Source organism: Ilumatobacter sp., assembly GCF_965215205.1.
GTDB lineage: Bacteria > Actinomycetota > Acidimicrobiia > Acidimicrobiales > Ilumatobacteraceae > Ilumatobacter_A.
Window position 1 is genome coordinate 2,109,687 of record NZ_OZ244049.1, and the last position, 12,812, is coordinate 2,122,498.

Annotated in this window: 14 protein-coding genes; 4 read left to right on the forward strand and 10 right to left on the reverse strand. The window is 68.3% G+C overall.

Going from position 1 to position 12,812, the window contains the following annotated elements; translation table 11 throughout:
- The 3 genes from ACOOHC_RS09900 to ACOOHC_RS09910 are packed head-to-tail and all read left to right on the forward strand — an operon-like array spanning nucleotide 1 to nucleotide 2,671.
- On the forward strand, nucleotides 1–906 hold the full coding sequence (locus tag ACOOHC_RS09900; RefSeq protein WP_420453785.1) for an LLM class flavin-dependent oxidoreductase: 906 nt from the start codon (nucleotides 1–3) through the stop codon (nucleotides 904–906).
- A gap of 23 nt (nucleotides 907–929) precedes the next feature.
- The gene (locus ACOOHC_RS09905; RefSeq protein WP_420453786.1) at nucleotides 930–1,898 is read left to right on the forward strand and encodes a zinc-binding alcohol dehydrogenase family protein; all 969 of its coding nucleotides are present in this window, start codon (nucleotides 930–932) and stop codon (nucleotides 1,896–1,898) included.
- 38 nt (nucleotides 1,899–1,936) lie between these two features.
- Nucleotides 1,937–2,671, forward strand: coding sequence for a protocatechuate dioxygenase (locus ACOOHC_RS09910; RefSeq protein WP_420450241.1), 735 nt, complete (start codon nucleotides 1,937–1,939; stop codon nucleotides 2,669–2,671).
- A 296-nt stretch (nucleotides 2,672–2,967) separates the two neighbouring features.
- On the opposite strand, the gene ACOOHC_RS09915 is transcribed toward ACOOHC_RS09910, so the two are convergent.
- From ACOOHC_RS09915 to ACOOHC_RS09955, 9 genes are all read right to left on the reverse strand, one after another.
- Entirely contained in the window at nucleotides 2,968–4,185 is a 1,218-nt protein-coding gene (locus ACOOHC_RS09915) for an ISL3 family transposase (protein WP_420453787.1), read from the reverse strand.
- A gap of 20 nt (nucleotides 4,186–4,205) precedes the next feature.
- A protein-coding gene (locus ACOOHC_RS09920; protein WP_420450242.1) for an IS3 family transposase occupies nucleotides 4,206–5,368 on the reverse strand; the annotation gives its coding sequence in 2 pieces (ribosomal slippage) (nucleotides 4,206–5,081 and nucleotides 5,084–5,368; 1,161 coding nt in all).
- A gap of 374 nt (nucleotides 5,369–5,742) precedes the next feature.
- The gene (locus ACOOHC_RS09925; RefSeq protein WP_420450243.1) at nucleotides 5,743–6,069 is read right to left on the reverse strand and encodes a helix-turn-helix domain-containing protein; all 327 of its coding nucleotides are present in this window, start codon (nucleotides 6,067–6,069) and stop codon (nucleotides 5,743–5,745) included.
- A 442-nt stretch (nucleotides 6,070–6,511) separates the two neighbouring features.
- Nucleotides 6,512–6,784, reverse strand: a complete 273-nt coding sequence (locus ACOOHC_RS09930) for a DUF7218 family protein (protein ID WP_420450244.1) — start codon at nucleotides 6,782–6,784, stop codon at nucleotides 6,512–6,514.
- Nucleotides 6,785–7,023: 239 nt separating this feature from the next.
- Nucleotides 7,024–8,034, reverse strand: a complete 1,011-nt coding sequence (locus ACOOHC_RS09935) for a Rieske 2Fe-2S domain-containing protein (RefSeq protein WP_420450245.1) — start codon at nucleotides 8,032–8,034, stop codon at nucleotides 7,024–7,026.
- Nucleotides 8,031–8,258 carry a hypothetical protein gene (locus ACOOHC_RS09940; RefSeq protein WP_420450246.1) on the reverse strand — a complete coding sequence of 76 codons (228 nt, stop codon included), beginning with the start codon at nucleotides 8,256–8,258 and terminating at the stop codon, nucleotides 8,031–8,033. The genes ACOOHC_RS09935 and ACOOHC_RS09940 overlap by 4 nt, the downstream gene beginning before the upstream one ends.
- Nucleotides 8,259–8,335: 77 nt before the next feature.
- The gene (locus ACOOHC_RS09945) at nucleotides 8,336–9,475 is read right to left on the reverse strand and encodes a glutathione-independent formaldehyde dehydrogenase (protein WP_420450247.1); all 1,140 of its coding nucleotides are present in this window, start codon (nucleotides 9,473–9,475) and stop codon (nucleotides 8,336–8,338) included.
- A gap of 264 nt (nucleotides 9,476–9,739) precedes the next feature.
- The gene (locus ACOOHC_RS09950) at nucleotides 9,740–10,057 is read right to left on the reverse strand and encodes a DMT family transporter (protein WP_420450248.1); all 318 of its coding nucleotides are present in this window, start codon (nucleotides 10,055–10,057) and stop codon (nucleotides 9,740–9,742) included.
- Between the two features lie 269 nt (nucleotides 10,058–10,326).
- Complete coding sequence (locus ACOOHC_RS09955; protein WP_420450249.1) at nucleotides 10,327–10,752, reverse strand: VOC family protein; 426 nt, start codon at nucleotides 10,750–10,752, stop codon at nucleotides 10,327–10,329.
- A 93-nt stretch (nucleotides 10,753–10,845) separates the two neighbouring features.
- Between ACOOHC_RS09955 and ACOOHC_RS09960 the strand changes: the two genes are divergently transcribed.
- On the forward strand, nucleotides 10,846–11,811 hold the full coding sequence (locus tag ACOOHC_RS09960) for a helix-turn-helix transcriptional regulator (protein WP_420450250.1): 966 nt from the start codon (nucleotides 10,846–10,848) through the stop codon (nucleotides 11,809–11,811).
- A gap of 196 nt (nucleotides 11,812–12,007) precedes the next feature.
- Here the strand turns inward: ACOOHC_RS09960 and ACOOHC_RS09965 are convergent, their stop codons facing one another.
- Nucleotides 12,008–12,724 (reverse strand): DUF6518 family protein, encoded by a 717-nt coding sequence (locus tag ACOOHC_RS09965; RefSeq protein ID WP_420450251.1) that lies wholly within the window; start codon nucleotides 12,722–12,724, stop codon nucleotides 12,008–12,010.
- Nucleotides 12,725–12,812: the final 88 nt, after the last annotated feature.

Consider the following 12,812-nt stretch of genomic DNA (forward strand, 5'->3'; position numbering starts at 1 on the left):
ATTGCGTCGCCGCCCGTCGTTCTCGCCGCGATTGCACAGGCGACCGAACGGATCAAGCTCACGAGCGCCGTCACGGTCTTGTCGACCGCCGATCCGGTGAAGGTCTTTGAGGACTTCACCGCCGTCGACCTGATCTCGCAGGGCCGAGCCGAGATCACGGCCGGCCGAGGCGCCTACACCGAATCGTTCCCACTGTTCGGCAAGGAGCTGAGCGACTACGACGAACTGTTCGAGGAGAACCTCGGACTGCTGGAATCTCTCAACGCCGACGCCACGGTCACATGGACCGGCAAGCACCGTGGCCCGCTCGACCGGGTCGAGGTATACCCCCGCCCCGTCCACGGCCGCATCCCGGTTTGGATCGCCGTCGGTGGGACCCCCTCCAGCGTGGTGCGAGCCGGCCGGCTGGGGCTCCCCGTGTACTTCGCGATCCTCGGCCAACCCGAACGCTTCGCCCCACTCGCCGAGCTGTACCGACAGGCGGGCGCCGACGCCGGCCACCGGACCGACGGCGGCCCGGGGTCGCTGCGCTCCGGCGTGACCAGTCACTTCTTCGCCGCATCGAGTTCCCAGGAGGCTCGCGACACCTTCTACCCGTACTACGCCAACTACATCGGCAACAACATGCCGGGCGGCCGCAGCGGGACGCTGTCTCGGGCCGCATTCGAGGCGTGGGCCGAACCGCACGGCGCCCTGATGGTCGGCAGCCCCGCCGAGATCGTCGAGAAGATCCTGTGGGAGCGCGAGATCCTCGGCCATGACCGCTTCCTCGCCCAGATCGGACTCGGTGGGCTTCCCTTCGCCGAGACGGCCGGGTCGATCGAACTGCTCGCCACCGAGATCCTGCCGGCCGTGAACGCGGCGATCGGCACCGATGAACGACAGACCCAGGGAGTGTCGGCATGACCGCTGCGACCACCGGACGAACGATGCGAGCCGTCGTGCTCGACGGACCGGGGCCGCCCGAGGTACTCGTGATCCGCGACCTTCCGATCCCCACCGCGGCGCCCGGTCAGGTGCTCGTCGAGGTGAAGGCGTTCGGGTTGAACCGCTCCGAGCTGCACACCCGACTCGGGTTGGGCGACGGCGTGACCTTCCCACGGGTGCCGGGAGTCGAAGCGACCGGTGTCGTCGCCGAGGCACCGGGTGGCGAGTTCGAGACCGGTCAGCAGGTCGTGGCGATGATGGGCGGCATGGGCCGCACCTTCGACGGCGGCTACGCCCAGTACACGCTCGTGCCGGCGAGTCAGGTGATCTCGTTCACCAGCGACCTCCCGTGGGCGACGCTCGGCGCGATCCCCGAGATGCTCCAGACCGCCAACGGTGTGCTGACCGTCGGCCTCGACGCACAGCCGGGCCAGACCCTGCTCGTGCGCGGCGGCAGCTCGTCGGTCGGCATGGCCACGACGCTCCTGGCGAAGCAACGCGGCCTGACCGTGGTGGCGACCACACGCGACCCCGCGAAGCGCGACGACATGCAACGCGGCGGTGTCGATCACGTCGTGATCGACGACGGTGACATCGCCGACCGGGTGCGCGACGTGGCGCCTGATGGCGTCGACGTGGCGCTCGAACTCGTCGGCACGCCGACGCTGCCGGACACGCTCGCCTCCGTGGGCGTCCACGGCGTCGTGTGTTTCGCCGGGATGCTCTCCAACGAATGGGTGGTTCCCGAGTTCTACCCGATCGGGTACCTCCCGAACGGTGTACGGCTCACCGCCTATGCCGGTGATGCGTCCGACCTCCCCGCAGGTCTGCTGCAGGAGTTCCTCGACGGCATCGCCGACGGCTCGGTGGCCGCACCGATCTCCAACACGTATGCGTTCGACGACATCGTGACCGCTCACACCGACATGGAATCGAACGTCGCAACCGGAAAGCTCGTGGTGCTGACATGACCGACCGAGAACACCCACACCAGACGGCGACCCGTCGCATGTTCCTGCTCGGTTCGGCGGCAGCGCTGACCGCCGCATCGTGCGGCGGTAGTGTCGCACCGGCCGCGCCGACCGCACCGCCGACGACCATCACCCCACCGTCGGTGTCGTGGACCGACGCGCTGACCGCAGCCGACTTCGACTCGGTTCCCACCTGCATGCGGACACCCGCCTCGGGACGAGGTCCGTTCCCGACGACCGGGCTGCTCGAGCGACGCGACATCACCGACGGCTACCCGGGACGCCCGTTCCGCTGCGCGATCCGCGTCGTCGACGCCGACTGCGTGCCGATCCCTGGAGCAGCCGTCGAGATCTGGCACACGGACGCGAGCGGCGACTACTCACAATACGTCGACGGTGGCTCAGGGAAGGACGAAGCCGACGGAACGAACTTCTGCCGCGGACTCCAGACCGCCGGAGACGACGGGATCGTCGAGTTCCACACGATCTACCCCGGCTGGTACGACAGCCGAACCATCCACATCCACGCCACGGTGTACGTCGACGGTGACGACACGCTGACCACGCAGCTGTACTTCGACGAGGCCTACACCGAACGCGTCATGGCAGAGGGAGAATACGCACAGTACGGACCGCCCGACACGACGTGGGGCACCGACAGCGTGGCCGGCGACCCGGTCGCCGAAGGCACCGCCATCACGCTGATCGACGCCGAACTCGACGGCCGACAGGCGACGGTGGGCCTCATCAACATCGGCATCCACCGCAGCTGAGTCACGCTGTGAGCCGGACGGGTCGAACGGCATCGGCGTGCACAACACTCCACCGTGTGCGCAGAGCGATGCTGGCGATGATCGCGCTCCGACAGTCCACGGAGTCGATGCGGTTCTCGACACCTGCGATCGCAGCCGGGAAGATGACGACATGCTGTGGATCACAATCGGACTGGCCCTGACCGTTGCAGTCGTGATCGCGCTCTACTACGGGAGTGTTGAAGCCAAGAAGCGCCGCTGACCAACGCTGATTGGTCGCGGGCGACAATATGACGCTCTTCTGCTGTATCCGTGGGTCAGGTTCGGCCTGGGAGGGCGGGTGGGTGGCTGCCAAGCGCGAGCAGGGCGAGGGCGATGAGGGGTTCGGGTCCGTGGAAGCCGAACGCGATGCGGGTGAGGAGCCGAATCTTGGTGTTGGTCGACTCGATCAGGGCGTTGGAGAGCCCGGAGTCGAGGGCGTGATCGATCGCCACTCGGTGCTTCACGATCTTGCGGGCGAGTTCGACGAAGGCCGGCATTCGCGACCGGCGCGCCCACGACAACCACCTGTCGAGCGCGTGCTTGCCGGCGTCACCCTTGACGGCAAACACGAACCGCAGTCCTTCCTTGAGCAGGTAAGCGCGATGGAGCCGAGGGTCGATCTTGGCGATCCAGTCGAGCTGGGCGCGTTGGTTCTCGGTGAGATCGCCGGGGTTCTTCCAGAGCGCGTAGCGGGCGCGTGCGATGCCGAGCGAGGTGCCTCGTGCGCGTCCTCGCTGGGATATGACGGTCGTGATCGCGTTTCGTCCCGATGCCTGGTTCCAGGCTCGGCGACGCTCGACGTCGAGCGCTTCGATGGCCCACGCGACGACGTGAAACGCATCGGCGCAGCGCACGGCGTTCGGGGCTCGCTTGGCGACGACGCGGGCGATCCAGCCCGCCATGTCCGCAGAGATGTGGGTCAACTCCGCAGCGCGTTCGTTGCCGAGTTCGTCGAAGAACACCTCCAAGTCGGCGTCGGTGCGGCCAGGGCCGACCCACACCAGATGGCCGGTGTCGTGATCGACCACGACGATCAGGTAGCGGTGTCCGCGCTTGTAGGAGATCTCATCGATCCCGATCCGTCGCAACCCGTCGAGACGATCAACACGCGCCTCGACATCTGCATTGACCCGCGTGACGATCGCACCGATGGTGCGCCACGCCACCCGCAACAACTCACACGTCGCGGACTTCGAGGTGCGCACCGCCAGCCACGCCGCCAAGTCGTCGAAGTCGCGGGTGTGGCCGACCCCATGACGAGCCCACGGCACTGCCACCACCGTCGGTCCGTGCGTGCGGCAACGCACCCGGGGTGCGTCGGCTTCGATGAACACCTTCGTCGTGCCGGCGTCCAACGCCCGCCACCGCCGACGACCATCACCACGGTCGTAGCGAGGCGAACGTCGATGGCAGTGTCCGCAGCGGCCACGAGCCCTCGCATCAGGTCGTGCCGACACCACGATCGATCCATCGGTGTGGGTCTGCTGCACGATCTGGTGACAGGTGGCGTTTGTTAGGCGACCTTGGCGGTCGGGGTCATGATGGTCTCGTATTCGATCGGGGTCAACCGGCCGAGGCGGGGCTGTCGCCGGCGGCGGTGGTAGGTGCGTTCGATCCAGGTCACGATCTCGATCCGCAGCTCTTCTCGGGTGGTCCAGGTGCGCCGGTTCAGCACGTTCTTCTGGAGCAGTGAGAAGAACGATTCCATCGCGGCGTTGTCGCCGGCGGAGCCGACTTGGCCCATCGAGCCGACCATGCCGTGACGGATCAACGCCTGCTGGGCTTTCCGTGAGCGAAATTGCGATCCTCTGTCGGAATGCAGAATGCAGCCGGCCACGTCACCGCCTCGACGCGCAGCTGCGTTGTCGATCGCCTGGACGGCGAGGCGGGCCTTCATGCGTGAGTCGATCGAGTAGCCAACGATCCGGTTCGACCAGACGTCTTTGATCGCGCACAGGTAGAGCTTTCCTTCTCTCGTCCAGTGCTCGGTGATGTCGGTCAGCCACAACTCGTCAGGCCCGGCAGCGGTGAAGTCGCGCTTCACCAGGTCGTCGTGCGCAGGAGCGCCCGGCTTCGATACCTTCGACTTCTTCTTGCCAAACACTGACCACCACTGGTTGTCGCGGCAGATTCGCCACACGGTTCGGTCGGCGACCTCGAAGCCGGCGGTTCGAACTTCGTCGGCCAGGAATCGATATCCGAACTCCGGGTCATCGACATGGGCGTCGAAGAGGGCGTTGGTGAGGTGCGCTTCGTCGAGCAGCGCGTCGGTGACGGGCTCGTGGCGCCAGCGGTAGTAGTCCTGGCGGCAGAGCTTCAACACCCGACACGTCACCGTGACGGGGATCCCATCAGCAGCGAGCTCTGTCACGAGCGGGTAGATCCTTTTCCCGGCAGGTTCGCCTGAGACAGATACGCAGCCGCTCGGCGCAGCACTTCGTTCTCCTGCTCGAGGAGCCGAATGCGCTTGTTCGCTTCGCGTAGCTCGGCGTTGTCGGCTGTGGTCTTGCCGGGCTTGGTGCCGGCGTCGACAGCGGACTGGGAGAGCCAGTTCGACAGGGTCATCGGGTGGATCCCGAAGTCCTTCGCGATCTGCTCCAACGTCACCCCCTCTTCGCGGTTCTGGGCGACTCTCACGACATCGTCGCGGAACTCCTTCGGGTAAGGCTTCGGCATAGCAACATCCTTCCAGGCCCGCCTCGAGGGCAAGCCAGATCAGATGTCACCGAACCGTGCAGCAGACCCATCCAGCCTTGACATCCCTACGAGCTTCATTATGCGAACATGAAGGCGCGCGACAACGCACGGTCGTCAGCCGGCCTCGGACCTGCTCGACACGAAGTCCTCAAGTTGAGCGATTGAGAACCGGACGCTTCGTCCGATGCGAATCGGTACAAGTTCGTCGCGCTAGAGGAGTTGGTAGACCGACGTGCGACTGATCGCCAGGATCTCGGCAGCGCGTTCGATGTTCACGAGAAGCGGTCGGCCAGCCTGACCGTCGCCGGCTAGGGACGCGCCGACGGCCAAGTCGGTGGGAGTTACCGACCGGCTCACGACTGCACCTCCGCCAGGTAGGCGAAGACAGACCGACGAACTTCAATTCGGCCATCATGACGGTGTGCAGGAATCGCTCCTTCTCGGATGAGTCGAAGGGTGGCCGCCCTTGTGGTCCCGAGCAGTGCAGCGGTTTGGGCGACAGTGAACGTGCGAGAGCGTCGACCACTGCGAGATGGGGAGCGGACAGAACCCGGCGGTGATCGACCCCACCCGCACGACCCGACCCGTCGTCTGGAGGACGAGCGACTCGTGACCGAACACGACGCACTGACGGAGCTTCGTGCCGCTGCGGCGGCACGTCGCGATGCCGAGAGCCGCATCGAGGCCGCAGCACTTCGTGCCCGCCGCGACGGGGCCTTATGGGGAGTTCCACGCGAGCGTGGTCAGGGTCATCGGAACGCAGCTCGGCATGACCCGCCAAGGCGCACGTCAGCGCTTCGAGCGACTCGCGAACCCCTGACCTGCGGCTGAGACAGCCACCTACCCACACGCCTCGGACCACGCACATCGACGGCGCCTCCGCGCCGTCACAGCCGAGAAGGACCGGCACCGACGATCGGGCTGGCCCGCTCCAGAACCGTCAGCGGTCCGCGAATCGGATCCAGTTCAGCCCGACGCGGATGGGCCCTGGCCGGAGGACATCTCCTCCGGTCAGGGCCGTCGAGGTGCCCGGCGGCGGACGGGCGGGTGACAGACTCCGGAGGCCGATCCCGACGGCGTCGGGGCGCTGTCGTCGGGCACAGCTCACCAGCCCCGGGTTCGTCAGTGGTTCCGCAGCGCATCGACGAGTTCTGCCTTGTTCATCGACGAACGGCCGGCGATGTCGAGCTCACGAGCCCTCTGCATCAATTCGTCCTTCGTCCGATCTTCGTAGGCCTCGGCGTGTCCGCCGCGCCGAGCGACCTCCTCGCGACCCTGGTTCGCCGAGGCGTTCGAGATCCGTGCCGCCTTCTCCTTGCTCATCCCGTCGTCGCGCAGGGCCTCGTACTGCTCAGGGTCCTTCACGGATGGTCCCGGGTCGCGGTCCTTCGGCATGGTCTGTCCTCCTTCGCTGACGCGTCGTCGCGTCGTGGACGACAGCTACCCGGCTCGTTCGAGGGTGATTCGCCCACGACGTCGCGCCGGGGCGTGCGGAGGACACGACGGGCACGGGTGGTCAGAGACGGCGGGGACGGACCGCTTCGGACGTGCCGTGTCCCGTCCGGTCGAGGCAGGAGAGCCGAGCCCGGGAGATCGAGTCGAGAAGGGACGGAGCGGGTCGTGCGACCGAGCCGTCAGCGCGAGGCACCGACGGGGTTGCGGCGCAGGCCGCCGACCTCCCGTCGACGCACCTCGACCCACCCGTCGACGACACGGGTCCGGTAGGCGGGCTGAGGTACGGACGCAGGGCCGGCGTCGACCGTGCCGTCCTCGGTGTCGAAGCGACTGGCGTGCCAGGGGCACACGACGCAGTCCCCCGCGACGGTTCCGTCGGCGAGCGGCGCGCCTCGGTGGGTGCAGCGACTCTCGAGCACGTCGACGCGGTCGTCTCGCGCGACGACCACGAACTCGAGTCCGTCGACGGTCGCACCGACCGGCTCATCGACGGGCAGCCCGCCTCGTTCGACCAGCCTCGTCCATTCGCTCGGACCCGACTGGAACGCCGTCGTGTTCACGCCGACGCCGCGGGAGTACGCCAGGTGGCCGCCGAGGTAGCCGGCCACCCCGACCGCTCCGAGCCCGACGAGGGAGAGCCCGATCGCCAACGGGGACCGGCCGTTGCGACGGACGTACCACGACGTCGCGAACAGGGCGACGGCGACGTCGTTGAGTGCGGCGTGCGCGACCCCGACGCGCCCTTCGGCGCCCGATGTGTCGAACCAGTCGGCGGTTCCGGTCGCCGTCGACGGAACGGCTGCCAGCGCGCCGAGGCCGACCAGTCGCCGCGACGCCTCCGGGGAACCGCCGGTCGCGTCGAGCACCGCCGACCCGATCCAGCTGCCGATCGGCACGGCGACGATCATCGGATGGACGCTGTGTCCGAGCCATCGTCCCGTGAGCAGGTCGCGCAGCATCGATGGTCGTCCGAGCGGGCCCGCGAGCCGGCGCACCGTCGATGCGACGGGGTCGAGCAGCTCGGCGGACTCGATCCTCTCGGTGAATCTGTGCAACGGGCTCATCTCGTCTCGTTCCTGCCTGGTCCGTTCCGTGCGTGGATGTCCGTGACTACCCGGATCGAGGCGCTGCGATCCGGCCGTCGACCGTGTCGCGGTGGCAGGGGTCGTCGGTCGCGTCGCGTGCGTCACCCGATCCCGTCCGCCGTCAGACCCCGCAGCAACGCGTGGCACCGCTGGGCGCGCTCCTCGTCCTGCTGCTTGCACGTCTCGATGAACTCCGCCACGTCGGTGTGCTCCCCGCCGTGGGCATCCTGGAGGAAGCGGTCGTACACGGCCGCCGCCTTCAACGAGTGGTACTGGATGCTGACGAGATCGAAGACGATGTCGTCAGCCACGGTGTGGTCGCTTGCCATGAGGGACTCCTGTGTTGGTGGTGGTGATGGGTGGGTGGGGTGTCGGCGGGGGTGCCGGGGTGGTCGGTTCGGAGGGTTCACGAACCGGGTTTGATGACGACCTTCGAGTAGCCGTCCTCGCGGTTGTCGAACCTCTCGTAGGCTTCGGGTGCCTCGTCGAGGGAGATCTCCTTGCTCACCACGAAGCTGGGCGAGGCGACACCGGCGATGATCAGGTCGCGGAGCTGGCGGTTGTAGGACTTGACGTCGGCTTGGCCGGTTCCCATCTTCTGGCCCTTCTCGAAGAACTCGCCCATCTTGAACAGCAGCTCGCCGTTCCGCGCGTGGTCCGTGGGCCCGCCCGGATCGCTCGGAACGTAGAGCCCCACGACGCCGAGGGTTCCCATGGGTCGCACCGTCTGGACGAGTTGGTTCAACACGACCGCAGGCTGCTCCTCACCGTCATCCGCGGTGGCCTGGTAACCGACGGCATCCACTCCGCAGTCGGTCCCCTCGCCGTCCGTCTGGTCGCGGATCTGCTCGACCGGGTCGCCGTCGGAGAAGTCGATCGCGGTGGCGCCGATCTCCTCGCCCAGCTTCAGGCGGGACCTCACCTGGTCGACCACGAAGACACGGGAGGCACCTCTGATCATCGCCGAGTAGGCAGCCATCAGACCGACGGGGCCGGCGCCGAAGACCGCGATGGTCTGCCCCGGCCGCAGGCCCGCCAGTTCCGTGCCGTGCCACCCGGTCGGGAAGATGTCCGCGAGCATCGCGAAGTCGTTCTCGTGGTCGTCTCCCTCGGGCAGCGACAAGCAGTTGAAGTCCGCGAAGGGAACACGCAGGTACTCGGCCTGCCCACCGGTGTACGGCCCCATCGAGACGTAGCCGTACGCCCCGCCGGCGAAGCCCTCGTTCACGGTGAGGCAGAAGCCCGTCTTGTTGTGCAGCTGGCAGTTGACGCAGAAGCCGCACGCGACGTTGAACGGCAGCACCACCCGGTCGCCGACCTTCACCGACGCGACGGCATCACCGACCTCTTCGACGATGCCCATGTTCTCGTGACCGAACACGATGCCCGACTCGGCGGCGGTGCGACCCTCGTACATGTGGAGATCCGATCCGCAGATCGCCGCGGTCGTGATCTTGATGACGACATCGGTGGGGTCCTCGATCCTGGGGTCGTCGACGTCTTCGACGGCCACCTTGTACGGCTCCTGGTACACGACAGCTCTCATGGATTCCGCTCCTCGGTTCTCGTCGTCTCGTCGTCTCGTCGTCCCGTCGAGGGAGCCGGTACCCGCTGAGCGCTCCGGCCATGCGGGCGTGCGACGCTCCCGCCCACGCGATGCTCCGGTGGATCGCGGCGTTCCACCACCCAGCCCGCCCCTCGACCGTCGGCGACCTCAGCCCCGACCTCGAGACCACGACGGCCGCACGATCCGACACCCGTGATCCGCGGGTCACCCCGGCATGGGTGACACCCGGCAGGGAGGACAGTGTCAGGGGGCCGTCAGCTTCACCGCGGCGATCGACGTCACCAACGCCACGATCGCCACGGTCTGGCCGACACCGGCCTCGTCGCCCTTGACGAGGACACCGACGAGGAACGCTCCGACGGCACCGATCCCGACCCACACCGCGTAGCCGGTACCGACGGGGATCGTGCGCGTCGCGACGCTCAAGAGGTACATGCTGACGCCGAGCGTGACGACGAAGCCGACGGTCGGCCACAGTCGGGTGAACCCCTTGGTCGAGTCCAGCAGGCTCGCCCACGCGACTTCGAAGAGTCCTGCGATGATCAGAACGACCCAGGCCATGACGATCCTCCTGCGCCCGTCGTTCCAGCCGGTACGGTGCGCCCCTCGTCGGGAGGGATGCGTGACGCATCCTTCGAGCTCGACGCTAGCGGTACGGCCGTCGCCCGTGACGGCACGCAGCCGGGCGGTGGTCCCGCCGGGGGAGGACCGCTCGTGAGCGTCGCGGTCCGCGATCCTCCACCTCACGGGTCGTCGCCGAACTCGCCACCGGCGCCGCCGGTCGACCGTCGACGAGCGGGCTGTGCCGACGCCTTCGGGCGCCCGAGTTCTCAGGAACCGCTGTCCGGGGCGGTGACGTCGAGGACCCAGACGACGCCGAACTCGTCCTTGAGCATCCCGTAGAGAGGTGCCCATCCGGCGGGTGCGAGGTCGACGACGACCTCGGAGCCGCCGGACAGCTCGTTCCACAGGTCGGTGATCTCGTCGGCGGACCCTGCGCGCACGGACACGAAGAACGAACCGTCCCCCCGCTCGAACGGTCGGTCCGACGGGACGTCGTAGGCCATGATCCGGAAGCCGGCCTCCGAGACGACCTGGCCCCACATGATCCGGTCGGCGTCCGCGGGGTCGCCGACGCTGCGGGCGTCTTCGTACGTGAACGCGGTGAGCTCGCCGCCGAACACGGATCGGTAGAACTCGAGTGCCCGGCGGGCATCTCCACGGAAGTTGAGGTGGGTGGTGGTGGTGATCGTCATGTCGTCTCTCCTGTGCATCGTCGATGGTCGGTGAGCTCATCGTGCACGACATAGCGGTCAGTTCCCGGCCGCAATGGGAAGTACCGTGCGGACATGGCCGACACCGCCGCACGGACCCTCCGGTTGCTGACGCTCCTCCAGCGACGGCGGTACTGGCCCGGCCCCGAGCTGGCATCGCAGCTGGAGATCTCCGAACGCACGCTGCGACGAGACGTCGAGCGGCTGCGTGATCTGGGCTACACCGTCGACTCCGACCGGGGCGTCGACGGCGGCTACCGACTCGGCGCCGGCACCGGCGCCACGCTGCTCCTCCTCGGCGACGACGAGGCGACCGCGCTCGCCGCCGCGCTGCACTCCGCGGCGTGCGGAGCGACCGAGCTGGCCGAGGCATCGCTGGGCGCGCTGACCAAGGTGCTCGCCATGCTCGGTCCCGACCAGCGCAGGCGAGCCGAGACCGTCCGCTCCACGACCGCACCGACCTCGTCGCGGCACGACGACTCGCCACGGCTGTCGGTTCTCGACGCCGTCGCGGCGGCGGCGCGCGACCGAGTGCGTCTCGGCTTCGACTACGTCGCAGCGGACGGCTCGGAGACGACCCGCTACGTCGAACCGTGCGGACTCGTCGCGCTCGGCACGCGCTGGTACCTCGTCGCGCACGACACCGATCGGGGAGGATGGCGCACCTTCCGCATCGACCGCATCGACGCTCCCGTTCCCGGACGCAACCACTTCACCCCCCGCCCGCCGCCCGCCGCCGACCTCGCCGAGTACGTGCGCTTCGACATGAGCGCCGACCACCCCGTGCATCGAGTGGTGATCGAGATCGACCTGCCGGCCGACGACGTCCGAGAGGCCTACGGAACGTGGGCCGAGGTCGACGTCGTGAGCCGCGATCGATGTCGACTCACGATGGACGCCGACACCTTCGAGTGGCCCACCCACATCGTCACGAACCTCGTCGCCGCCTGCACCATCGTCGAACCGCCGGAGTTCCGTGAGCACGTCGTCTCGGTCGCCGCTCGGGCGCAGGCGTCGACAGCACCGGTGCCGTCACGGTGATCCCCCGGGCGCCGTCACGCACCTTCGAGACGGCCGAAGGTCGACGATCACCCGCACCGGGTGACGTGGGCACCGCGCCGAGTCGCAGGCCGTCCCCGCGGGCTCGGGCAGGCGCAGCAGGACGCGCACCCCCGTTCGCTCGTCACCACGGCGGTGTCGGTCGAGCGTCGGGCGGATCGCGGTTCGGCGACGAGGATCAGGTGGACATCATCACGTAGGCCAGGGATCCGGCTGCCGTGAACGCTGTCGCGACAGCGACGACCCGCCATCGCTCGTGACGGTCTCGTCGTCGGAGCGCGATGGCGAGCGAGACGAGTGCGATCGCCGCCAGGATCGCGGCATCGGAGAGCTCGTCGTCGGAACCTGCGCCGGGAGGGACCGTGACGTGGCGAACGATCCGCAGGACCGCTTCGCTCGCGTAGACCGCGGGCAGGAGCGCTGCCGCCACGCGACGCTTCCCGACGACCGAGGACCGCATCCAGGATCCGGCGGTCCCGAAGACGAGCCCCGCGCCGACGCCGAGCGCCAGCCAGAACCCCGCGGTGGGTGACGTCAGGTTGGACCGGTCGGCGCCCCGGACCACGACGTCGGCGAAGTAGTACGTCTCGACGGCCACCAGCACCATCACGATCGACGCGAGGTGCTGCGAGCGGGACCAGGCGCCGAACGCGAACGCGGCTGCGGCCCAGACGGCGGGGGAGTTGAAGAGGTCGGCCCACGGGTACGGACTGTGCACCTGGCCGGCCAGGTCGAGCGGACCGAGCAGCGCACCCGCGCCGACGGCGGTCCCGACCACCATCGGCCACGGTCGTCGATCGCCGGATGTGCTCGTCGCGGTCCGGAACGGCGATCGGATGCGCCGGGGGAGGCGCCCGCCGGAGGAGGCGAAGGTGGGGACCGAGGCGAGTCGCACGTGGTCGAGTGTGCGCGACGCACGACCGGCGCACATGGGGCGAACGGCGGAACCGTACGAGACGCCACCTCCCCCGGACGGCCGACCC